This is a genomic window from Gordonia sp. DT101, from assembly GCF_049844895.1.
Lineage (GTDB): Bacteria > Actinomycetota > Actinomycetes > Mycobacteriales > Mycobacteriaceae > Gordonia.
Map to the genome: position 1 here is coordinate 311,601 of NZ_JBNCLX010000001.1, position 21,915 is coordinate 333,515.

21 protein-coding genes are annotated in these 21,915 nt (G+C 67.2%); 4 read left to right on the top strand and 17 right to left on the bottom strand.

What is annotated here, in order from left to right:
- Positions 1–19 precede the first annotated feature (19 nt).
- Both ACLQ3I_RS01500 and lepA read right to left on the bottom strand, forming a co-directional pair.
- Positions 20–2,065 carry a M3 family metallopeptidase gene (locus tag ACLQ3I_RS01500; RefSeq protein ID WP_425799933.1) on the bottom strand — a complete coding sequence of 682 codons (2,046 nt, stop codon included), beginning with the start codon at positions 2,063–2,065 and terminating at the stop codon, positions 20–22.
- Between the two features lie 4 nt (positions 2,066–2,069).
- Positions 2,070–4,001, bottom strand: a complete 1,932-nt coding sequence (lepA, locus tag ACLQ3I_RS01505; RefSeq protein WP_425791649.1) for a translation elongation factor 4 — start codon at positions 3,999–4,001, stop codon at positions 2,070–2,072.
- Between the two features lie 47 nt (positions 4,002–4,048).
- Between lepA and ACLQ3I_RS01510 the strand changes: the two genes are divergently transcribed.
- Entirely contained in the window at positions 4,049–4,714 is a 666-nt protein-coding gene (locus ACLQ3I_RS01510) for an alpha/beta fold hydrolase (protein WP_425791647.1), read from the top strand.
- Positions 4,711–5,157: a type II toxin-antitoxin system PemK/MazF family toxin gene (locus ACLQ3I_RS01515; protein WP_425791645.1), complete on the top strand. Its 447-nt coding sequence runs from the start codon at positions 4,711–4,713 to the stop codon at positions 5,155–5,157. Before ACLQ3I_RS01510 ends, ACLQ3I_RS01515 begins: the two co-directional genes overlap by 4 nt.
- Positions 5,158–5,265: 108 nt before the next feature.
- Here ACLQ3I_RS01515 and ACLQ3I_RS01520 read toward each other — a convergent pair whose 3' ends face one another.
- The 4 genes from ACLQ3I_RS01520 to ACLQ3I_RS01535 are packed head-to-tail and all read right to left on the bottom strand — an operon-like array spanning position 5,266 to position 10,117.
- A complete protein-coding gene (locus ACLQ3I_RS01520) occupies positions 5,266–6,108 on the bottom strand; it encodes a transglutaminase family protein (RefSeq protein WP_425791643.1) in 843 nt (280 codons plus the stop codon).
- Entirely contained in the window at positions 6,105–7,088 is a 984-nt protein-coding gene (locus tag ACLQ3I_RS01525) for an alpha-E domain-containing protein (protein WP_267629410.1), read from the bottom strand. The genes ACLQ3I_RS01520 and ACLQ3I_RS01525 overlap by 4 nt, the downstream gene beginning before the upstream one ends.
- Entirely contained in the window at positions 7,085–8,920 is a 1,836-nt protein-coding gene (locus ACLQ3I_RS01530) for a circularly permuted type 2 ATP-grasp protein (protein WP_425791641.1), read from the bottom strand. Before ACLQ3I_RS01530 ends, ACLQ3I_RS01525 begins: the two co-directional genes overlap by 4 nt.
- Before the next feature lie 57 nt (positions 8,921–8,977).
- Entirely contained in the window at positions 8,978–10,117 is a 1,140-nt protein-coding gene (locus ACLQ3I_RS01535) for a sulfotransferase family protein (protein ID WP_425791639.1), read from the bottom strand.
- Positions 10,118–10,350: 233 nt separating this feature from the next.
- On the opposite strand from ACLQ3I_RS01535, the gene rpsT reads away from it, so the two are divergent.
- Entirely contained in the window at positions 10,351–10,611 is a 261-nt protein-coding gene (rpsT, locus tag ACLQ3I_RS01540; RefSeq protein ID WP_425791637.1) for a 30S ribosomal protein S20, read from the top strand.
- An 81-nt stretch (positions 10,612–10,692) separates the two neighbouring features.
- On the opposite strand, the gene holA is transcribed toward rpsT, so the two are convergent.
- From holA to ACLQ3I_RS01595, 11 genes are all read right to left on the bottom strand, one after another.
- The gene (gene holA / locus ACLQ3I_RS01545) at positions 10,693–11,676 is read right to left on the bottom strand and encodes a DNA polymerase III subunit delta (protein ID WP_425791635.1); all 984 of its coding nucleotides are present in this window, start codon (positions 11,674–11,676) and stop codon (positions 10,693–10,695) included.
- Positions 11,567–13,243 (bottom strand): ComEC/Rec2 family competence protein, encoded by a 1,677-nt coding sequence (locus ACLQ3I_RS01550; protein ID WP_425799934.1) that lies wholly within the window; start codon positions 13,241–13,243, stop codon positions 11,567–11,569. Before ACLQ3I_RS01550 ends, holA begins: the two co-directional genes overlap by 110 nt.
- Entirely contained in the window at positions 13,240–14,310 is a 1,071-nt protein-coding gene (locus tag ACLQ3I_RS01555) for a helix-hairpin-helix domain-containing protein (protein ID WP_425791632.1), read from the bottom strand. Before ACLQ3I_RS01555 ends, ACLQ3I_RS01550 begins: the two co-directional genes overlap by 4 nt.
- Positions 14,311–14,418: 108 nt before the next feature.
- On the bottom strand, positions 14,419–15,267 hold the full coding sequence (locus tag ACLQ3I_RS01560) for a DegV family protein (protein ID WP_425799935.1): 849 nt from the start codon (positions 15,265–15,267) through the stop codon (positions 14,419–14,421).
- A gap of 9 nt (positions 15,268–15,276) precedes the next feature.
- Positions 15,277–16,062, bottom strand: a complete 786-nt coding sequence (gene octT / locus ACLQ3I_RS01565; RefSeq protein ID WP_425799936.1) for a diglucosylglycerate octanoyltransferase — start codon at positions 16,060–16,062, stop codon at positions 15,277–15,279.
- Positions 16,059–16,772, bottom strand: coding sequence for a histidine phosphatase family protein (locus tag ACLQ3I_RS01570; protein WP_425791627.1), 714 nt, complete (start codon positions 16,770–16,772; stop codon positions 16,059–16,061). The genes octT and ACLQ3I_RS01570 overlap by 4 nt, the downstream gene beginning before the upstream one ends.
- Positions 16,769–17,131: a ribosome silencing factor gene (gene rsfS / locus ACLQ3I_RS01575; protein ID WP_164309112.1), complete on the bottom strand. Its 363-nt coding sequence runs from the start codon at positions 17,129–17,131 to the stop codon at positions 16,769–16,771. The genes ACLQ3I_RS01570 and rsfS overlap by 4 nt, the downstream gene beginning before the upstream one ends.
- Before the next feature lie 59 nt (positions 17,132–17,190).
- Positions 17,191–17,895 carry a nicotinate-nucleotide adenylyltransferase gene (gene nadD / locus ACLQ3I_RS01580; protein ID WP_425791623.1) on the bottom strand — a complete coding sequence of 235 codons (705 nt, stop codon included), beginning with the start codon at positions 17,893–17,895 and terminating at the stop codon, positions 17,191–17,193.
- 52 nt (positions 17,896–17,947) lie between these two features.
- Complete coding sequence (locus ACLQ3I_RS01585) at positions 17,948–19,399, bottom strand: vWA domain-containing protein (RefSeq protein WP_425799937.1); 1,452 nt, start codon at positions 19,397–19,399, stop codon at positions 17,948–17,950.
- Entirely contained in the window at positions 19,399–20,322 is a 924-nt protein-coding gene (locus ACLQ3I_RS01590; RefSeq protein WP_425791619.1) for an AAA family ATPase, read from the bottom strand. Before ACLQ3I_RS01590 ends, ACLQ3I_RS01585 begins: the two co-directional genes overlap by 1 nt.
- Positions 20,322–21,599 (bottom strand): glutamate-5-semialdehyde dehydrogenase, encoded by a 1,278-nt coding sequence (locus tag ACLQ3I_RS01595; RefSeq protein WP_425791617.1) that lies wholly within the window; start codon positions 21,597–21,599, stop codon positions 20,322–20,324. The genes ACLQ3I_RS01590 and ACLQ3I_RS01595 overlap by 1 nt, the downstream gene beginning before the upstream one ends.
- 75 nt (positions 21,600–21,674) lie before the next feature.
- Here ACLQ3I_RS01595 and ACLQ3I_RS01600 point away from each other — a divergent pair, with 75 nt between their 5' ends.
- Positions 21,675–21,875 (top strand): hypothetical protein, encoded by a 201-nt coding sequence (locus ACLQ3I_RS01600; protein WP_425791615.1) that lies wholly within the window; start codon positions 21,675–21,677, stop codon positions 21,873–21,875.
- The last annotated feature ends 40 nt before the right edge of the window (positions 21,876–21,915 follow it).

A 21,915-nucleotide genomic window follows, 5' to 3' on the forward strand; every position in this document is an offset into this window, starting at 1 on the left:
GGGACGTGATCAAACAGCGCTATCCGGCGACCGCTCCCAGTCCCCGGCGGACCAGCAGCGGACCGATCTCGGGTCGGCGGCCGATCAGTTTCTCGTGTGCGACAAGCGGATCGACGCTGTCGCCTCGGGAGAGGGTGGCCTCGGCAAACCGCTGCCCGTTGCTGCGTTGCAGACCACCTTCGGTGAGAAACCACTGCTCGGTCTCGGCGTCGAGGACCTCAGACCAGATGTAGGAGTAATAGCCGGCCGAGTACCCACCGCCGAAGATGTGATTGAAGTAGGCGCTGCGATACCGCGGCGGGATGAGATCGCCGACGAAGCCGGCCGACCGTAGCGCCGCGCGTTCGAACGCCTCGACGTCGTCGATGCTGTCGTCGGCGGTGATGCGGTGCCAGGCGAGGTCGAGAACCGCGGCGGCCAGATATTCGATCGTGCCGTGAGCGGTCTCGGTGTTCGCCGACTCGCGCGCCGCTTCGGCCAGCTCCGTGGGGATCGGGTCCCCGGTCTCGTGATGACGTGCGTAGTGCGACAAGACGTCCGGGTGCAGCGCCCACATCTCGTTGACCTGCGACGGAAACTCGACGAAGTCGCGCGGGACCGACGTCCCCGACTGCGACGGATAGTCGACCGCCGACAACAGGCCGTGCAGAGCGTGACCGAATTCGTGGAACAGGGTGGTGAGCTGATCCATCGTGAGCAGGCACGGCTTGTCGTCGTCCGGCTTGGTCAGATTGAGGACGTTCACGACCACCGGCTGGGTGGACAGCACCGTCGACTGGTCGACGATGTTGTTCATCCACGCGCCACCCCGCTTCGACGGCCGTGCGTAGTAGTCGCCGAGGAACAGACCGATGCTTCGGCCGTTGTCGCTGAACACCTCCCAGATCCGGACATCGGGGTGATAACCGGCCAGGTCGAGCCGTTCGGTGAATCGCAGTCCGTACAGCTCGCCCGCGGCATGGAACACGCCTCGGTCCAGGACCATGTTCAGCTCACAGTAGTTCGCGAAGTCGTCCAGTGGTACCGCCGATTTCGATCGTCGGTCTCGTTCCAGCCAGAAGGTGAGATCGGCGGGTCCGATGTGGTGGTCGGCCAATTGCGTCAGCCTCGTCAGCTCTCGGCCGCCGGCCCGCATCGCGGATTCGGTCAGCTCGCCGAGCAAGGCGGTGACCGATGCCGGGTCCGGTGCGGTCTCCTCCGCGATGACGTATTCGGCGTGATCGGTGTACCCGAGCAGCCGAGCGCGCCGGGCACGCAGACCCACGATCTCCAGGACCAGTTCGCGCGTGTCATCGCCGTTGGCGCGGGAGCAGCGGCGCACCGAGGCGTCGAAGACCCGTTGCCGCACAGCGGGATCGGTTAACGAGGTGAGCACCGATTGACTCGTCGGCAATTCCAGCGTGATCAGATATCCGGCGTCGTGTCCCGCGTCCGCGGCGGCCCGACGGGCCGCCCGGATCTCCCCGTCCGACAACCCGTCGAGCTCGGCCTCGTTGTCGATCAGCACTGCTGAGGCATTGGTGTCGTCGAGGATCCTCTGCGAGAACGTCGTGGTCAACCAGGCCAGCCGCGACGAGATCTGCCGCATCTGCTCCTGATCGTCGGAACCGAGGCCTGCGCCGGCACGGACCGATTCGCGGTATCGCTTGGCCAACAGTCGTTCCTGCGCCTCGGTCAGTGCCAGGTCATCCCGGCGCTCGTAAAGATCGGCGATCCGCGTGAACAGGCGGCCGTCCATCGCGATGGTGTTGGCGTGATCGGTGAGTAGCGTCGAGAGCTTCTGGGAGATCTCGTTGCGCACCGGATTCGTGTCCGGCCCGACCAGATTGAAGAACACCCCGCTCGCCCGCGCCAGATCGCGACCGGATAGTTCGAGTGCCTCGACCGTGTTGTGGAACGTGGCCGGGCGCGGGTCGTCGGCGATCGACTCGACCTCGGCGATCTGGGTCGCCATCGCCTCGGTGAAGGCGGGAAGGAAATCACCGTCGGTGATCGACGCGAAGTCGGGCAGGCCATGCGGCAGTGTGCTCTCGGCGAGAACCGGGTTGACCTCGCAACGATTCATCAGACTATTTCCCCTTCGGTTTGTCTCCGCCGGCATCAGTGGACAGGGCTGCGACGAAGGCCTCCTGCGGGACATCGACACGGCCGATCGTCTTCATCCGCTTCTTGCCTTCCTTCTGCTTCTCGAGCAGTTTGCGCTTACGGCTGATGTCACCGCCGTAGCACTTGGCGAGCACGTCCTTGCGGATCGCCCGGATGTTCTCGCGCGCAATGATCTTCGACCCGATCGCGGCCTGGATCGGCACCTCGTACTGCTGGCGGGGGATGAGTTCCTTCAGCTTGGTCGCCATCTTGTTGCCGTAGGTGTAGGCGCCGTCGCGGTGCACGATGGCGCTGAAGGCGTCGACCGCCTCGCCCTGCAGCAGGATGTCGACCTTCACCAGGTCGGCCTCCTGCTCCCCCGACTCCTCGTAGTCGAGGCTCGCGTACCCGCGGGTCCGCGACTTGAGGGCATCGAAGAAGTCGAAGATGATCTCCGCCATCGGCAAGGTGTAGCGCAACTCGACGCGGCTCTCCGACAGGTAGTCCATCCCGCCGAGTTCACCACGCCGCGTTTGGCACAGTTCCATGATGGTGCCCACGAACTCGCTCGGCGCGATGATCGTCATCTTCACGATGGGCTCGTAGATGTGCTTGGCCTTGCCCGCAGGCCAGTCCGACGGGTTGGTGACAGTGATCTCCGCACCGTCCTCCATGATCACGCGGTACACGACATTCGGTGCCGTGGAGATCAGATCGAGGTCGAACTCCCGCTCGAGTCGTTCGCGGGTGATCTCCATGTGCAGCAGGCCGAGGAATCCGCAGCGGAAGCCGAAGCCGAGCGCCACCGACGTCTCCGGCTCGAACGTGAGCGCGGCATCGTTGAGCTGCAACTTCTCGAGGGCCTCACGCAACACCGGATAGTCCGATCCATCCACCGGGTAGAGCCCCGAGTAGACCATCGGCCGCGGCTCGCGGTATCCGGTCAGGGCCTGCTGGGCACCGTTGCGCGCGGTGGTGACCGTATCGCCGACCTTCGACTGGCGCACGTCCTTCACGCCGGTGATCAGGTAGCCGACCTCACCGACGCCGAGGCCCTTCGACGGTTTCGGCTCCGGGGACACGATGCCGACCTCGAGCAGTTCGTGTGTCGCGCCGGTCGACATCATCAGGACCTTCTCGCGTGGGACGACGCGACCATCGACGACTCGGACGTAGGTGACCACGCCGCGATAGGTGTCATAGACCGAGTCGAAGATCATCGCGCGTGCCGGTGCGTCGGCGTCACCGGTCGGCGCCGGGATCTCGTCGATCACCTTGTCGAGGAGGGCACCGACACCCTCGCCGGTCTTGCCCGAGACACGCAGGACGTCATCGGCCTCACAGCCGATGATGTGGGCGATCTCGGCGGCATAGCGATCGGGATCGGCGGCGGGGAGATCGATCTTGTTCAGCACCGGGATGATGGTGAGGTCGTTCTCCATCGCGAGGTAGAGGTTCGCGAGGGTCTGCGCCTCGATGCCCTGGGCGGCGTCGACCAGCAGGACCGCCCCTTCGCAGGCCTCCAGAGCGCGTGACACCTCGTAGGTGAAGTCGACGTGGCCAGGAGTGTCGATCAGGTGCAGCACGTAGTCGGTGGACGAGCCGTCGGCATCGGTGACACTCCACGGCAGACGCACGTTCTGCGCCTTGATGGTGATGCCCCGCTCACGCTCGATGTCCATCCGGTCGAGGTATTGCGCGCGCATCGCTCGTTCCTCGACCACGCCGGTGAGCTGCAGCATCCGGTCGGCCAGGGTGGATTTTCCGTGGTCGATGTGGGCGATGATGCAGAAGTTCCGGATCCGCGCAGGGTCGGTGAAGGTGGTGTCGGCGAAGTTGGGAATCGAACTGCTCCTCGGAACGTGCGTGGCATGGGTCGCGGTCGGTGCGGCCGCATCTGTACACCAGTTTCTCATGCCTGACCGTGCTGTCGACGTGGACGCTCGCCGCTACCGTGAGGGACATGGCCTCGAGCACCCCTGAGACGACGTCCCATGACACCGACGGCGTGGTCGCCGAGGTGTCTCGTCCAGCCGGTCCGAGCCGCGGCGTGGCAGTTCTCGCGCACGGCGCCGGCGGCAATCGTCACGCGGTGATCCTGCGGGCGATCGCCGCCGAACTCTGCACCCACGGGCTCGTCGTCGCCCGCATCGACCTCCCGTATCGGCAGCGGAGACCCAAGGGACCGCCGAGTCCGTCCACGGCTGCCGCCGACCGTGACGGCATCGTGGCAGCCTGCGCCGCCTTTCGCGAGGAGTCCGCCGGCCCCCTGATCGTCGGCGGTCACTCGTATGGCGGCCGACAGGCATCGATGGCCGTCGCCGAGAATCCCGACCTCGCCGACGGCCTGTTGCTCAGCTCGTACCCACTGCACCCACCGGGCAAGCCCGAGCGGCTCCGAACCGAGCATCTCCCCTCGATCACCGTGCCCACCGTGATCGTCCACGGGAGCACGGATCCGTTCGCGACCCCCGACGAACTCACCGCGGCCGTCGCACTGATCCCGGCACCCGTGCGGGTCGTCGAGATCGACAAGGTCGGACACAACCTGAACCCCGACCGGAAGCCGACCGCCGCACTGACGGCCGAAGCGGTCACCGAAATCTTTTTCGCCCCGGAGCCGACATGACCGCCGACAGCGAGGCCGGCGGGGCGCAGAGTCCGCCGCCCGGGCATCCGACACACGAGTTGGCCCGGCAGATCCTCTACTCGCCCGACCTCGACGGTGCGGCCGATCCGGGTGAGATCGTCTGGACCTGGGTCCCCTTCGAAGACGACGCGGACAAGGGCAAGGACCGCCCGGTACTGGTCGTCGGACGCGACATCGACGACGCCGACCGTTCCCACCTGCTCGGCCTCATGCTCTCCAGCAAGGACTGGCACCGCGAGGACTCGGACTGGATCTCGGTCGGGACGGGGGTGTGGGATTCCTGGCACCGCGAGAGCTTCGTCCGCCTCGACCGCGTTCTGATGGTCGCCGAGCACGGCATCCGCCGCGAGGGGGCGATCCTCGACCAGGATCGTTTCGAGATCGTCGCCGCACGGCTGCGCACCGATTTCGGCTGGCGGTGAGACCACGTGTCGCTCGCTCCTCAAGACAGCACACCGCCCATCGCGGTCCCTGAGGAACAGCGCCGGCGGGGTGTCACTAAGGGCGCCCCCTCCGGTCACCGCCGGTGTTCACGCCAGTCGCGTGATCTCCACGACGACGTCGAGATCTGTTGCCCCGCCGCCGGTGTAGATGCCTTTCAGCGGCGACACGTCGGAGTAGTCACGGCCGACGCCGACCGAGACATGTTGTTCGCTGATACCGGTGTTGTTGGTCGGGTCGTATCCCCACCAGCCGCCGGTCCACGCCTCGATCCACGCATGGCTCTGTCCCTCGACGGTCGTGTCGATCGTCGCGTTCGGCTTCGGGTGCAGATATCCCGACACGTAGCGGGCCGGAATCCCCAGACTGCGCAGCATCAACAAGGTCAGGTGCGCGTAGTCCTGACACACGCCCTTACGCTCGTTCCAGGCATCGACGGCAGTGGTGTGCACACCGGTGGTACCTGGGACGTACTCCATCTCCTCGTGCACATACCGGCACACCGCCTCTACGGCGTCTTCGGGATCGAGACCCTTCGCCAATCGGTTTGCCGCAGAATATAGTTGACGGTTCTTGCAGACGTATGTGGTGTACGAGAGCATCTCGTCGTAGCGATCCGCGACGTAACCACCGCGTATCTCGTCCCAGGTGACCTTCTCGGAGGGACGTTCTCCCGCTTCGGTTTCCACCACCGACATACCCGACACCTCGAGCTCCTCGTGCGGAGCGTGCAGATCGAAGGCGGTCACCGCGCTACCCCAGTAATCGGTGTACCGATAGGACCGGGTGGCGGGCACCGTCTCCACCCGGTTCACGATGACGTTCTGCCGGTTGTCACTGCGCGGGGTGAGGCGCGCCTCGTTGTAGGACGACGTGACCGGGCTCTTGTAGGCGAATCCGGTGGAATGGACGACGCGCAGACGCCAGCTCACAGCTCACTCTCCTCGATGACATGATCTTCGGCATCGCTGACCCGGGCGTCCGCCCACGACACGTAGGGCGACACGTGGAAATACTGTGCGGTGACCGCCTCGTTCACCTCACGACAGGTGTCTTGGAGGTCGATCAGACGATCTTGCAGGTCGTCGAGCAGCTTGCCCGGCTCGAGGAACTCGAGGGAGCTACGCGCCCGCCCGAGCAACAGGAGGGCCTCCACCTGGGCACCCACCCGGCTCGGACGTTTCTCCAGCTCGACCAGATTGCTCTCCGCCACGCGCAGAGCATGGAACACCGACCGCGGGAAGAGCCGATCGACCAGCATGAACTCGACGATGTTCTCAGCGTTGAGGACGCCACGGTAGGTACGCAGGAACGTGTCGTGGGCGCCCGCGGACACCAGGACGCTCACCCACGCCGGCGAGCTGACCCGGTCCCCCGCACGCGACAGCAGCATTCGGATGGTCATGTCGACCCGTTCCACCGACCGCCCGAGGAGCAGGTAGCGGTAGCCGTCGTCGTGACTGAGGGTCGCGTCGGCGAGGCCCGCGAACATCGCGGCCCGATTCTTCACGTACGACAGGAACTCGTGCGGTCCGAGGCGCCGGGCACGTCGTTCGGCATCCCCGAGTCCGTTGTAGGTGGTGTTGAGACACTCCCACATCTCGCTGGACGTCACTTCTCGTGCACCGCGGGCGTTCTCGCGTGCCGAGCGGATCAGATCGATGATCGACCCGACCGAATCCTTGTCGTAGGCGACGCGTTCGGTGAGGGTCCACACGTCGAGTGGGTCGTCGGTGTCGGGTGTTTCCAGACCCAGCACCTGGATGACCAGGCGAGCCTGACGGTCCACGTCCACCGTCGCGTCCTCGAGGAGTTGGTGGATCGCGACGTCGAGGATCCGGGCCATGTCGTCGGCGCGTTCGACGTACCGGCCGATCCAATACAACGATTCGGCGTTGCGGGCCAGCATCATTCGAGCCCACCCCGCGTAGCGCCGATGCCCTGATGCCGCGTCGCGGATTCTTGTCCCTGCTGCTGTTGCTGGGATTGGGTGTGCAGCGGGTCCGGCGCACTCTCGGCCGGCCGAGCGGCGGCCACACCGCTGGCGTCGACGACCTTCGCCCCCGAGAGTTCCCGTTCCTCCGACGACCGGGACGACGCGAGCACCCAGGTGTCCTTGGAGCCGCCACCCTGGCTGGAGTTGACCACCAGCGAGCCCTCCGGCAGGGCGACGCGGGTGAGCCCGCCCGGCAGCACCCAGACGGATTCACCGTCGTTGACCGCGAACGGCCGCAGGTCGACATGGCGGGGCCGGACGTCACCGTCGATCTTGGTGGGCACGGTCGAGAGCTGCACCACGGGCTGCGCGATCCAGCCGCGGGGATCGTTGCGGACCTTGCGCGCCAGGGTGTCGAGTTCCGCCTTGGTGGCGTCCGGACCGAACACGATGCCGTAGCCGCCGGAGCCCTCGACTGGCTTGATCACCAGTTCGTCGATGCGGTCGAGGACTTCCTCGCGTTCGTCGTCGAGCCAGCACCGCAGCGTGTCGACGTTCATCAGTGACGGCTTCTCGCCGAGGTAGTACTCGATGATCTCCGGTACGTAGGTGTAGATGAGCTTGTCGTCGCCGACGCCGTTGCCGACCGCGCTCGAGATCACCACGTTGCCGGCCCGAGCGGCGTTCAGCAGCCCGGCGACCCCGAGCATCGAATCCGGCCGGAACTGCATCGGATCGAGGAAGTCGTCGTCGATACGGCGGTAGATGACATCGACCCGCTGCTCTCCCTCGGTGGTCCGCATATAGACGATGTTGTCGCGGCAGAACAGATCTCGTCCCTCGACGAGTTCCACACCCATCAGGCGGGCCAACAGCGAATGCTCGAAGTAGGCAGAGTTCGCGACGCCCGGCGTGAGCACCACGATGTTGGGGTCGGCCTCGTTGAAGGCCGCCGAGGCACGCAGCGCACGCAGGAGGTGACTCGGGTAGTCGGCCACCGCGCGGACCCGATGTGACGAGAACAGATCCGGGAACACGCGCGCCATGGTTCGTCGGTTCTCCATCACATAGGAGACGCCGGACGGCGAACGAAGATTGTCCTCGAGGACCCGGAAGTCACCGTTCTCATCCCGGATCAGGTCGATGCCCGCAACGTGGATACGAACTCCGTTGGGTGGCCGGATGTTTGCGGCCTGCCGGTGAAAGTGCTCGCACGAGTGGACAAGGCGTTTGGGAAGGACGCCGTCCCGAAGGATCTCCTGCTCGCCGTAGATGTCGTCGAGGAAGAGTTCGAGCGCTTGCACCCGCTGGGTGATCCCGGCCTCCAACTTTGTCCATTCCGTCGCCGAAATGACCCGTGGCACAACGTCGAGCGGGAAAGGCCGTTCTTTGCCGGACAGCGAGAACGTGACGCCCTGGTCGATGAAGGCGCGACCGAGCGCGTCCACGCGGACGTCGAGATCGGCGCGGTCATACTCGGCCATCGCCTTGTAGATGCCACGGTAAGGCGCCCGAACCTCGCCGTCGGCGTCGAACATCTCGTCGAAAGCCTTGCCGTACGGGCCTTTCGAGTATCCGGTGAAGATCGTGTCGTCGATCGCCTTCGGTTCCCGCACAACAGTCTTCGCGCGCTTGGCGGTGGCACCCGACTCGCGCGCCCGCCCCTTGGCGGCGGGCGCCGCCTTACCGTCGCCACGGGTACCGCCGGACTTGGCACCCTTGGTCGTTCCGGTTGCGTTCGACTTGCGGGAGGCGGCCTTGGTGGCGGCTCGCTTGGTGGACGCTGAGGACGTCGACGCGGGACTCATAACTTGACATGGTGCTACAAAAACGCGGATTCGGCATGACGGTTCGACACGCCAGGCTCACAGCGAGCGGCGAACTCCCAGTGCGCGCCGCCGAATCCGGCGCACGATGTTCATCGCGCGGGTCTTCCATCTCGGGCCGACCGCGGGCAGCGGCGCCACCTTGACCATCTCGGCCATCGTGTCGAGGGCGACGTCGAGGACGTCCTGGGCCGCCGGCGGCCGCTCGTCGCCGGCAACCTCTGAGCTCACCGCCAGATCACCGAGCTCACCCGAGACGTGATAGCCGGCTGATCGCACCTCGCCGATCATCTCGTCGGCGGTGTGCGCAACCCAGGTCCGCTGATCAGCGGTGAGACCACGCGGAAGTCCCCGGGCACCGCGAAACAGGATCTCGCCGATCACCTGCCCCTTGATGACCCGCTCGTATCGCTGCCACGCCACCTCAGACGGCTGCAGGCGATGGTTGAGCTGACGCAGGAAGTCGGCCTGGGCAGCCGACAGCGACGAGTTGAGACTCGGCACCGGGATCGTGAGTGCTTCGGGGTCCACTTCGAGCACCCGAAGAAATCGTTCCCACAGACCGTCGCCGGGCGTGTCGCGCTGCGCGGGCACGGTCACCACGTGCACCCGCTCCGGCCCGACCGCGCGAGCCCAATCAGAGAGGATCCGGATGTAGTCCTGGAACTCCCAGAACGGTTCCTCGACGCCGCCGTCGGTCGGCGCGACGAATCCTGGAAGGGCCGGACCGGAGGTGTGTACCGAGGCCAGGAACTCGTCGAAGGTCGCCTGTCGCTGGTTCTTGATATTCTCCTGCCAGACTGACGGCAGCTGTCGCGCCAGGTCACGCACCGTGGCGATCACGTGCACCTCGTCGGCGAAAGAAAGATCGTCCATCAGTCTCGCGATATGCTCCGGCGTCGCCGTCGCGTAGAGCTCGTGAGACAGCAGCGAGGTCTGCGGCCACGCCTTGATCTGCGCGAGCAACGTCGGCCACTTGCGCGCGAAGGCCGGATCCACCCAGTCGAGGTAGCGCTCAGGCTGCAGATGAACCGCGGCGTGAAAGTGATCGGAGATGACGTCACCCGGATACAGGAGGCCGGACGACCGCATGGCCAGGTCACGGTTGCGCCAGAGCCGGTCCTGAAGATGCGTGGTTCCCGTCTTGGGCAGGCCGATGTGTACGTAGACAACAGACATGATGGGTTGAAGCCTAGTTGGTGGAAAACCTTGCGCATCGTCTGGCGATGGGGTGCCCGGCCGCGCCGGCAGTCGCGATTTGGGTGCTGTGGAGCTCGACTGGTAACGTAGACCGCTGTCGCAGTGTCGGCAGGATCATCCCGATCCGGACCGGTCCGAACTGCTCAGGCGCGACACGCTCGCCGCCGAAACAGAACAACGAGTACCAACCCGAACCAAAGAGGTATACACGCGTGGCAAACATCAAGTCGCAGGTCAAGCGCATCCGCACCAACGAGGCGAGCCGTCAGCGCAACCAGGCTGTGCGCTCGTCGCTGCGGACCGCGATCCGTCAGTTCCGTGCGGCTGCCGACGCCGGCGACAAGAACAAGGCCGCCGAGCTCGCCGCCGATGCAGGCAAGAGGCTCGACAAGGCCGCTTCGAAGGGCGTCATCCACGCCAACCAGGCCGCCAACAAGAAGTCGGCGATGGCGCTGGCAGTCAACAAGCTCTGACCTGCCCCCAACAGCTGTAGCCAATTCTTCACGGCTTACCCCGGTGACATTCACGCGGTCACCGGGGTGAGTTGCGTCCTGTCAGTCCCGTCGGCTGCGTTCGCGAGCAGGACGTAGATCCGCGACCGCCGCGACCGCGTGCTCGAGACTGAAGTCCGCGTCCGCTGCCTGTCCTTTGACGTCGCCGTTGAGCTGGGCGACCACGACGATCGCCGACGCGATCGAGGTGGAGTCCCAGGCCCGGGCCTGCGCCTGCACTTTCTTCACCCGCCGTGGCGGCATGCCCAATTCCGATGCGGCCGCGTACTGGTCCATCGACCCCATCGCCCGCACGCGGGCGATCGCATGCACCGCCTCCGCGAGGGCATCGGCCAGCAGCACTCGAGGCACCCCGTGATGCTCGGCCCACGCCAACGACTCCAGTGCGCCCGCCCGATCGCCGGTGACCGCCTTGTCGGCGACCTCGAAACCCGTGATCTCCGGGCGGCCCTGGTAGTAAAGCCGTACCGCGTCCACGGTGACCTTGCCGCCGGTGTCGGCCACCAGCTGGCTGCAGGCCGCCGCGAGTTCCCGCAATTCGGAACCGACCCCCTCGACGACCTGCTCGACGACGTCGTTGCTGACTTTCGCACCGACTCGCCGGAACTCGTCACGGACGAAATCGATGCGCTCGGATGGCCATTTGGGACCGGCGCAGTCGTGCTCGACCGCACCCGCCTTCTTCAGTGCCGGCACCATCGACTTGGCACGGCCACCGCCGGTGTGGGCGACCATCAAGGTGATGCCCTCGGGGAGCTCCTTGGCCGCCTCGCTGATGAGCGCCGCGGGCTCCTTGCCGGCCTCGGCGGCCGACTCGACCACCACGATGCGATCCTCCGCGAACAACGATGGGCTGAGCAGTTCGGCGAGCTCGTGCTCGGTCACGTCGCCCGCCCGGACCCGCGTGACCGGGATGTCACCACCGGTGGCCGCGGACCGTTCGGCGACCACCGCCGTGATCACCCGGCCCGTCAAGAAGTCGTCGTCCCCGAGCAGCAGGTGCAGGCGTTGCGTCACGGCGACCATCGTGCCAGACCCGCCCGACATCGCGGCCACGACCGGGCACCCGCGCATCGAGTTCACGGCGACGCGTCGCCAGATTTGCCAGGTGGTGCAGCACGAAGACGACCAGGGCGAGGCCGCTGGCCACGACAATCGCGCCGACGAGGCCCGACGGCACCGGGACGGCAGCCCAGGACCACCTCCCGAGCACCCGGGCACACATCAACATCCACCACAACTCCGGTCCCAGACCTCGGATGACCAACTCGGCACAGCCCGCGCCGAACCCGTCCGGCCCGCCGATGGCACCGACCACGGCGGCCGCCGTTCCGACTACGCCGACAAGGCCGACCACCGGGACGACCAGGATGTTGGCCAGTAGCCCGACGATGCTGAATCGCCCGCTGAGCACCGCGATGACCGGCGCGGTGGCCAGCTGGGCGGCCACCGCCATCGCCACGAGTTCGGCCAGCATCGGCGGAACACGCCGATCTCGCAACCAATCTCGCAACCCACCGGACCAGAGCACCAACCCTGCGGTGGCCAGTACCGACAATGCAAACCCCGGCGCGACGGCCAATTCCGGCCACCACAGCAGCCCGACCACGGTTGCCGCGCCGAGGGCAGGCATCGCCTGGGCCCGCCGTGACCCGACCAGTGCCAGCAGCCCGACCATGCCCATCATCGCCGCCCGCAACACGCTCGGCGACGGGCGGACGAGGATCACGAAACCCACCAGGACGATCGTCCCCACCACCGCCGTGACCCACGGCGACGCGCCCAGCGATCGGATTCCGACTATGGCTGCCCCGCAGACGATTGCGAAATTGCTGCCGGACACGGCAAGCAAGTGGGTCAATCCGGCCGCCCGAAAGTCGTCGCGCACGTCCGCGCCGAGCATGCTCGTGTCCCCGAGGACCAGCCCCGGCAACAGACCCGAGGCATCCGGGCCGAGTGCGCGCGCCGACAGCACCCTCAGCCGTTGCCGGATCTCGCCCGCCATACGCTGGTGCGGTGGCGGGCGACCGACCAGTCGCGGCTCGGACACCGCTGACAGCTGTGCTGCCATCAGGTCGTGACCTCGAGGCGGGCTGATGCGCACCAAAGCCGAAACATGCTGTCCTGGAATGACTTCCGCCCAGTCATCGGCCGCACCGGTCAGCTCGGCACCGATACGGCGACAGTCGCGACCGGCGACCGCGTGCACGTCGACGCGGACCCGGACCCGCGCTCCGGGATCGAGGGTCACCGGGTCGTCGCGGATCGTGACCGTGACCCGGGCCTTCCCGTCGATGTGCGACAACGGATGCGCCGCACGCGCATCGAGACGAATCGCGAGGGCCCCTGCCGTCACCGCCGCCAGACCGCAGATCACCACCGCGAATGACACCGCCGCCCAGCTCGCCCACCCGAGTCGGACCGACGCCGCCGCGCTCACGCATCCGGCGCCTCCGGCCATCACGATCATCCACAGGGAATCCGACCTGCCGAACAGCCCGATCAAACTGACCAGCCACACGACCACTGCGGGTACGACCAACCGGTAGTCGCCGGCGGGAATGAGCCCGCCCGCCATCGACCGGCGCGTCACACGGTGACCAGGTCGCGCAGCTTCGCGAGACGGGCCGGACCGATGCCGTCGACCTCGCCGAGTTGCTCGACCGAGGCGAACTGCCCGTGGGTGTCACGCCATCCGATGATGGCCTTGGCCGTCACCGGGCCCACCCCGGGCAGCTCGTCGAGCTGTGCCTCCGTCGCCGTGTTCAGATTCACCTTGCCCGTTGTGCCGCCTGTCGGGCCCGAGGTTGCCGGTCCGCCACTCCCCGCGGACGGCGGGTCTGCTGCACCGGCAGCACCGGACGGCCCGACGACGGCGCTGCGCATGGACATCCGTCCACCGCTGCCGGCATAGCCGACCAGGATCTGGTCACCATCGTTCAGCCGCTGAGCCAGGTTGAGAGACAAGAGATCTGCACCCTGGCGGGCACCGCCGGCCCGGTCGATGGCATCGGCGACGCGCGCCTGCCCGCGCAGCCGGACGAGGCCGGGACGATGCACGAGGCCGACGACGCTGACCACGAGGTCCTCGGCGGCAGGCGGCGGCACAACCGACGCGGCCGGCGCCGCCGCCGAACCGGTCGGCCCGGCCGCAGTCGGAAAGGCAACGGGTGTCGTCGCGTCCTCGGACCCGCCCCCTAGCAAAGTGAACCCGGCCACCGCACACGCGACGATCCCGACCAGGATCAGGGCGATCGCGGCGGGCGGTGCGACGGCAAACCGCCGCCGCGGGCCCGCCTCGTCCAGCTCGTCCGGATCGGGTTCGCCGAAACTGTCCCCGACGATCATCCGGGATCGCGGGCGCTCTTCCGGCGGAACGGGATCCAGCCAGGTGGGCACCGCCGCGACCCCCCACGGGCTGTCCACCGCACCGGTGTCGACCGGCTGGTCGATGGGAGCGGGGGCGCCCGGGCCGACGTCGGCCGCAGGGTCGGGAGCGGAATCCCAGACGGCGGAGACGTCGACGTCAGGAGCATGCGGTGGCGCGAGCTGCTCAACGGGAGGCGGCGACAGCCGGTCCAGCGCGGAGCGGGAGCGCCGAGCGCCCCGGTGCTCGACCGCAGGCGCACCGGAGGAGGGTCGTCGCGCAGAGGTGCTCATGACCGATGAGCCTAGGGACCGACACCGCCGATGACGGCCGCCAACGGGCCGGTCGACCCGATCTGTGGATGGATTCGGATCTGTGAATGGCCTGCGGCGTCGGTCTTCTCAGACCTCGACGGGATCGAGGCCCGTGGCGATCGCCACCCCGATGGCCCCGGGGCCAACATGGCAGCCGAGGATCGGCCCGAGGTCGACGATGAGTTCCGACGTCACGACCCGTAGCCGCTCGGTCAGTTGGTCGGCCAGTTTTCGTGCCAACTCGGGGGCCGCACTGTGCTGGACGCCGAGAGTCACCGGCCTGCCGTCGGCCGACTCGACGGCCGCATCGACCATCTTGGTGAGCGCCTTGGAGAAGGTGCGGTGGCGCTCCTTGAGCGTGAGGATTCCGTCGACCATGTGCAGGATCGGCTTGATCGAGAGCGCCGAGCCCAACATCTTGCTGGCCGCACTGATCCGGCCGCTCTGGCGGAGGTTGTCGAGCTGGTGAACGCAGATCATCGAGTCGACAGTGGCGGCCTGCCGGATCGCCGACTCGTACACGCGGTCCCGATCGGCGCCGGAGGCCGCGGCCTGGGCGGCACCGATCGCGGTGAAGCCGACGGCGAGGCCCACCGACCTGGCGTCGACGACCCGCACCTGTCCGGGAAACTTCTCGGCCGCCAACCGGCCGGCACCCCAGGTGCCCGACAGCCTGCGTGACATGTGGACCGCCACCACACCGTCGCCGTCGCTCGCGGCCAATGCTTCCTCGTAGGCGATCCCGAGGTCGTGCGGATTGGCGCCGGAGGTCGTCACGCCTGGCGTGGAGATGATGTCGTCGGGGATGTCGTCGACGCCCTCGAGGTAGTCGGTGCCGTCGAGTTCGAGGTGAAGCGGTACCTGCCGGATGCCGTAGTGATCGGTGACGGCGTGCGGCAACCGCGACGATGAATCGGTGACGACGACGACTGGCACGCGTCTACGTTAGCCGGTCGCCTCCCGACCGGCCGCGCGCCGGTCGAGGACGTCGCCGACCACCGGCACCACGACGTCGGCGATGCCCCGATGACACTCGTATCCCCAGTGGATCCCGTCCGGATTCATCTCGTCGCTCATGCCGCCACCGACCGGAAAGAACCCATCCCGGGTGACCGGGTAGAAGTCGGCGGTCGGCAGATCGTGCGCGCCCGCCCATTCGGCCATCGCGGCCGTGGTGGGGATGCGGCCACTGTGCACGTAGCCGTAATACGGACTCCGATGCGTGGGAGGCAGGCACACCACGATCGGCAGATCCGGTCGGAGGTGAGTCAGCGCGGCGCGGATCTTCTCCAGGTATTCGACCGTCACCGTGGGAGGCAGGGCCACCGGCCAACCGACCGTGGACAACCGCGGTTGCAGCCACTGGTATCCGTCCCGGACGACCTGCCGCAACCGGTTCGGACGGACATACCGGATCTGTTCTCGGACCGCGGTCGGCAGCGGCGAGGGAAGACTGTCCATCCCGCCGAACGCCAGGACCACGACGTCGGCGCCCGGTACCGCGGCCCAGATGTTCGGGTCCTGGGTCAGCGCCCACCACACGTCACGGCTCGTCCAGCCGATCCGCCCGAACAGCCGTACCTCGCGGTCGCAGGCCGCACCGACGAGATTCGGCCAGATCCTCGGATCGTCGGCGGCCAGCCCGCCCGACGGGCCGTAATAGGCCAACGAGTCGGACAGGATCAGGACCGTGCCGTCGGAACGTCCGGACGACGCCGCCGGGAAGGTCATTGGACGGCCGCGTCGGCGCTCTCGGCCGACGCGTTCCAGACATCGAGCCGCCAGTGTGGCGGGCTACCCGGGACACCGTGACCCGACAGTTGCACCCAGCTGGTGTTGGCGAGCCCGCCGAACACCGGCCACGACGTCTCCGGGAGGTCGAGGAGCGCCGCGGTCAGTGCGGCGATGACGCCGCCATGGGCCACGAGCACGACCGGGGCCTCCGGATTGTCGCCGGTCCCCCATTCGTCGAGATCGGAGACCAGCTCCGCCACGAGCGGCACGGCCCGCCGCGCGACGTCGATCCGGCTCTCGCCGTTCGGCGGACGCCAACCGGCGTCGTCGCGCCAGATCCGCCGCGCACCCGGCATGACGTCGTCGACCTCGTGGTGGGTCATCCCCTGCCAATCGCCGAGGTGGGTCTCACGCAGCCGCTCATCGGTGTCGACCGACAGCCCGGTGCTCCGCGCGAGCGCTTCGGCGGTGTCCCGGGCGCGCGCGAGATCCGACGACCTGATGAGCATCGGGGCACGCTTGGCGAGCACCTCCGCCGCGGCAGCTGCCTGCCGGACCCCGAGGGCCGAGAGGTCGGTGTCGAGTTGCCCCTGCATGCGGCTGGTGGCGTTGTATTCGGTCTGGCCGTGCCGCAACAGGATGAGGCGCCGCACCACGGGTGTCAGTCGCTCGACCGCGGTGTCGTGCGAATCGGGTCCCCCGCTCATCCCAGGCCGTCCACCTCGATGATCGGGCAGTCCTGCCACAGCCGCTCGAGCGCATAGAACTGTCGCTCGTCGCTGTGCTGGATGTGCACCACGATGTCGGCGTAGTCGATCAGCGCCCAGCGTCCCTCGCGTGTGCCCTCACGACGTACCGGCTTGTACCCGGCCTCGCGGAGTTTGTCCTCGACCTCGTCCACGATCGATGTCACCTGCCGCTCGTTGTCGGCAGAGGCGATCACGAAGATGTCGGTGATGACGAGCTGTTCGGAGACGTCGATGACGGTGACGTCATGCGCGAGTTTGTCGGCGGCGGCGAATGCCGCGACCTTGGCCATCTCCAGCGCTTCGGCTGTGGCAGTCACGGGTGTCCTTCCATCGGAGGTTTCGGGGCGGTCGCAACCGATCGGTCGCACCAGATCGATCAGGGAGCAGAAACGCCCGGCGAGGATGCCCTCGGTGAACGGTACAGCTTGCGTTTGGCGATGTACTGGACCACACCGTCGGGAACCAGATACCAGACGGGTCTTCCGCGGGCTGCGCGGGCGCGGCACTCGGTCGACGATATCGCCAGCGCCGGGATCTCGAGCATCTGCAGGGTGTCCGGGGGCAGCGCCTCGAGGTGTTGCGCGAGGTGCATGGCGTGGAGTTCATACCCGGGCCTGCTCACGCCGACGAAGTTGGCGAGTTCGAAGAGTTCCTCCCAGTCCTGCCAGGACAGGATCGACTCGAGCGCATCGGCTCCGGTGATGAAGTAGAGCTCTGCTTCCGGATGCATGCTGCGCAGGTCACGCAGTGTGTCGACGGTGTATGTATCACCGTCACGTTCGATGTCGACACGACTCACCGTGAACCGGGGATTGGAGGCGGTGGCGATCACCGTCATCAGGTAGCGGTCCTCGGCCGGGCTCACCGCACGTGCCTGCTCGGCTTTCACCACCGCGGCGTCCTCGGCGAGTTTCTGCCACGGCCGACCGGTCGGCACAAAGATGACCTCGTCGAGGGAGAAGCGATGCGCGACCTCGCTGGCCGCCACGAGGTGGCCGTTGTGGATCGGATCGAATGTGCCACCCATGATGCCGATACGGCGTGCACGCGGCTGCTGTTGCAACGGGCGGTCGGTGGCCATGAGGTGTGAGTTTACGCGGTCGGCCCCGGGTGTCCGCCCGGCCCGGGGCCGATCACACCGGGAGCAGATCGGCGATCGCCCGGCCGAGCTGGGTCGCGTTCCGGCATTCGAACATCTCGATGATCTCCGCGTATTCGATGGCCGCGGAGTCACTGGTGCCCCAATTGCGCTCCGCCTCGGGATTGAGCCAGTACGCGTGCCGGGCACGGTCGGTGAGTTCACGCAGCGCGCCGAGATGCGGGTCGTGATAGTTGGTCCGCCCGTCACCGAGGATCAGCAACGCACCGCGATGGGTGAGCGACTCGCCGTACTCCTCGACGAACCCGCGCAGCATGTTGCCGTAGTCGGAATGGCCGTCCCGAGTGCTGATCCGCGCTGTGGTGATCATCCGGTGCATGCTCGCACCGAAGTCCTCGTCGTCTGCGCCACGGTCGAAGAAGTCGGTGACCTCGTCGACCGTGTCCACGAACGCGAACACTCGCACTTTCGAGAATTGTTGGCGCAGTGCGTAAACCAGCCTCAGAGTGAACTGCGAGAAGCCGGCGACCGAGCCCGAGACGTCGCAGATGACGACGAGTTCCGGCCGGCCGGGCCGCGGCTTGCGATGGCTCAGCTCGATCGGTACTCCCCCCGTGGACATCGAGGCGCGGAGCGTCTTGCGGACATCGACGGCACCGCGGCGGGATCGGCGACGACGGATCTCCAGCTTCGCGGCGAGCAATCGCGCGAGCGGCTGGATGGTCCGTCGGATCTCGGCGAGATCCTGCGCGCCCGCGCTGAGGAAGTTGATGTTCTCGGGCAGCGGCGGCACCGCGTAGTCGGCGACCCGTTCGCGTCCGTTGCGCCCCGCCATCCGACGTTGCGTCTCCGCCTCGATGGCGGCCCGGAGCTCCCCGGCCCGGGCGCGGGCGGCGCGACGGTAGAGGGGTTCGGTGCCGGGGCGGTCGCCGCCCGAGCCGTCCTCGTCTCCCCCGCCGGCCATGGCCGCCGCGATCCGCGCGATCAGGGTCTGCGGGTTGACCGTCGACAGCGCCTGATAAGCCGAGAACGCCTCGCCACGCGTGGAGTCATAGCGGCCGAGCCGATCGACGATGAGCGCGATCATCTGGTCGAGCCGGCCGTCCGCATCGGCCGAGTCGTCGGCGAGCATGTCGGCGACCATCTCGCGCATTGTCTCCACGTCGATCTCCCCGTCCAGTGTGCGCGGCAGGTCGGTCACCGCGGTCCGCGCGCCGGTGCCAAGGGGGAACCAGAGGTCGAAGATCGTGTCGAAGACCCTGCGGTGCATCTGGTCACTGATCAACGTGGTCGCCAGCCCCTCACGGAGACTGCGCCGGTCGAGGAGGTCGAGCACCTCCATCGCCTGCGCGGCGTCGATGAGAGACGACGGCCCGACGATCATTCCGCGTCGGCGCAACTCGTCGACGAACCCGGTGAGGTGGGAGATCATCGGCACCTCATCGGTGCCCGCGGCACCCGACACGGCGGACCCGTCGGTCGACATCAGCCCAGCTTGAGTTCTTTGAGGGCCGTCTTCAGGTCCGGTCGGTGCTTGAGCACCACTCCCAGGGTGCGGGCGATGAGGCCGTCGTCGAGTTTGCCGCCGCCGGAACCACTCGACTCGCCGGCGCCCAGCGCGAGCAGGGTGTTGGCCCAGTCGATGGTCTCCGCCACCGACGGCTTCTTCCGGATGTCGAGGGTGCGCAACACACCGACGACACGTACCAGTTCGGCGGCCAGCGCATCCGACAGGCCCGGCACTCGCGAGGCCAGGATCTCCCGCTCACGGACGGCGTCCGGGAAGTCGATGTAGAGGTAGAGGCAGCGACGTTTGAGCGCCTCCGACAGGTCCCGGGTCGCGTTCGACGTCAGGATCACCACCGGCCGCCGGGTCGCGGCCACAGTGCCCATCTCCGGGATGGTCACCGCGAAATCGCTCAGCACCTCCAGGAGCAGGCCCTCCATGTCGACGTCGGCCTTGTCGACCTCGTCGATGAGCAGCACCGTCGGTTCCGATCGCGAGATCGCCTTCAGCAACGGCCTGGGCAACAGGAACTCATCGGAGAAGATGTCGGCCTTCGCCTCGTCCCATTCGCGACTACCGGTCGCCTGGATGTGCAGGATCTGCTTGGCGTGGTTCCACTCGTAGAGAGCGCGTGCCTCGTCGATGCCCTCATAGCACTGCAGGCGAATGAACTCCGCATCCGTCGCCTGCGAGATCGCCCGCGCCAGTTCGGTTTTACCCACACCGGCCGGACCTTCGACGAGCAACGGCTTGCCCAGCCGGTCGGCGAGATAGGTGGATGTGGCGGTGGCGTCGTCGGCGAGGTAACCGGTCGACCGCAGCCGCGAGACCACGTCGGCGACGTCGCCGAACGACGGAACGGTGGCCGGACCGCCGCCGGCCGCGGTGGTTGCGTCGCCCATCATGCGGACCGGATGTGGCCGTCGCCCCAGACGATCCACTTGGTCGAGGTCAGCTCGGGCAAACCCATCGGCCCCCGCGCGTGGAGTTTCTGGGTCGAGATCCCGATCTCCGCACCGAAGCCGAACTGTTCTCCGTCGGTGAATGCGGTGGAGGCGTTGACCATCACCGCTGCCGCGTCGACGCGGGAGGTGAACTCGCGGGCGGCCGCGAGATCCGTGGTCACGATCGCCTCGGTGTGGCCCGTGCCGTAGGTGTCGATGTGCGCGACTGCGGCGTCGAGTCCGTCGACGATCTTCATCGCCACGTCCATCGACAGGTATTCCTCGGACCAATCGGTCTCGGTGGCCGGCTCCATCCCCGGCTCGTCACCGTGGATGACCACTCCTTGCGCCTGCAGTGCCTGCCTGATCTTCGGCAGCGCGTCGCCCGCGACGGCCTTGTCGATGAGCACGGTCTCGGCGGTGTTGCAGACGCTGGGGCGGCGCGTCTTGGAGTTCAGGATGATCCGGGTCGCGACATCGACATCGGCGAGCGCGTGGACGTAGACGTGGCAGTTGCCGGTGCCGGTCTCGATCGTCGGGACCGTGGCGTTGGCGACGACCGCGTTGATGAGTCCGGCCCCACCGCGCGGGATCACCACGTCGACCAGACCGCGTGCGCGGATCAGGGCGGTGACGCTGGCGCGATCCTCACTGGGCAGCAACGCGACCGCGTCGGCACTCACGCCCTTACCGCGCAGCACCTCCCGCAGGACGCGCACCAGCTCGGCGTTCGAATCGGCAGCCGACGACGAGCCGCGCAACAGCATTGCGTTGCCCGATTTGAAAGCGATCCCGAAGGCGTCGACGGTGACATTCGGACGCGCCTCGTACACCATCCCGACCACACCGAGCGGAACTCGCACCTGCCGCAGTTCGAGACCGTTCGGAAGCGTGTTGCCGGAGACGACCTCGCCGATCGGGTCGGGCAGCACGGCCACCTGTCGGAGACCGTCGGCGATGCCGGTGATCCGTTCCGGGGTCAGGCGTAGACGATCGATCAGGTTCGCCTCGGTGTCGTCGTTCTCGGCACGGACGACGTCGGCGGCGTTGGCGGCGAGGATGGCCTCGCTGTCGGCCTCGATCGCCTCTGCGGCGGCGAGCAGGATCTCGTTCTTGGCCGCGGTGGTCAGGCCGGCCAGCGTCCTCGACGCGACCCTGGCCGCCTTGGCCAGCCCCCTGACGACCTTCTCTATGTCGGCCGTCTCCACGCCCGGTACGGCGGTGGGTGCACTCATGGATTCCTCGACTTCACGTGCGGAATTATGTCGCTCACCAGACTAACGCGGTAGATATTGCAAACGTAGCCTCGGGTGGCCGGCCTTGTCTTCTCCGTCAATTCCGAAATCCCGAACGTCGACGTCATCGACGTCATCGGGGTCGCGTTCGCCCGCGCCACGACGAACGGGATGTTGGAGACGCCGCTCTCGGTCTCGGTGTCGAGGCTCAGGATCGTGGTCCGTTCGATGTCCACGCCACTGTTGATGGAGTTCATCATGTCCGACACCTGCTGATGTCGAACGAAGCATTGTCGCCCTGGAACGGGGAATCGAT

Bases quoted from the DNA above. Each gene is read 5' to 3' on its own strand.
- ACLQ3I_RS01500 (WP_425799933.1), bottom strand. From the start codon at position 2,065: ATGAATCGTTGCGAGGTCAACCCGGTTCTCGCCGAGAGCACACTGCCG.
- lepA (WP_425791649.1), bottom strand. From the start codon at position 4,001: ATGAGAAACTGGTGTACAGATGCGGCCGCACCGACCGCGACCCATGCC.
- ACLQ3I_RS01510 (WP_425791647.1), top strand. From the start codon at position 4,049: ATGGCCTCGAGCACCCCTGAGACGACGTCCCATGACACCGACGGCGTG.
- ACLQ3I_RS01515 (WP_425791645.1), top strand. From the start codon at position 4,711: ATGACCGCCGACAGCGAGGCCGGCGGGGCGCAGAGTCCGCCGCCCGGG.
- ACLQ3I_RS01525 (WP_267629410.1), bottom strand. From the start codon at position 7,088: ATGATGCTGGCCCGCAACGCCGAATCGTTGTATTGGATCGGCCGGTAC.
- ACLQ3I_RS01530 (WP_425791641.1), bottom strand. From the start codon at position 8,920: ATGAGTCCCGCGTCGACGTCCTCAGCGTCCACCAAGCGAGCCGCCACC.
- ACLQ3I_RS01535 (WP_425791639.1), bottom strand. From the start codon at position 10,117: ATGTCTGTTGTCTACGTACACATCGGCCTGCCCAAGACGGGAACCACG.
- holA (WP_425791635.1), bottom strand. From the start codon at position 11,676: ATGGTCGCCGTGACGCAACGCCTGCACCTGCTGCTCGGGGACGACGAC.
- ACLQ3I_RS01555 (WP_425791632.1), bottom strand. From the start codon at position 14,310: ATGAGCACCTCTGCGCGACGACCCTCCTCCGGTGCGCCTGCGGTCGAG.
- octT (WP_425799936.1), bottom strand. From the start codon at position 16,062: ATGACCTTCCCGGCGGCGTCGTCCGGACGTTCCGACGGCACGGTCCTG.
- ACLQ3I_RS01570 (WP_425791627.1), bottom strand. From the start codon at position 16,772: ATGAGCGGGGGACCCGATTCGCACGACACCGCGGTCGAGCGACTGACA.
- nadD (WP_425791623.1), bottom strand. From the start codon at position 17,895: ATGGCCACCGACCGCCCGTTGCAACAGCAGCCGCGTGCACGCCGTATC.
- ACLQ3I_RS01585 (WP_425799937.1), bottom strand. From the start codon at position 19,399: ATGTCGACCGACGGGTCCGCCGTGTCGGGTGCCGCGGGCACCGATGAG.
- ACLQ3I_RS01590 (WP_425791619.1), bottom strand. From the start codon at position 20,322: ATGGGCGACGCAACCACCGCGGCCGGCGGCGGTCCGGCCACCGTTCCG.
- ACLQ3I_RS01595 (WP_425791617.1), bottom strand. From the start codon at position 21,599: ATGAGTGCACCCACCGCCGTACCGGGCGTGGAGACGGCCGACATAGAG.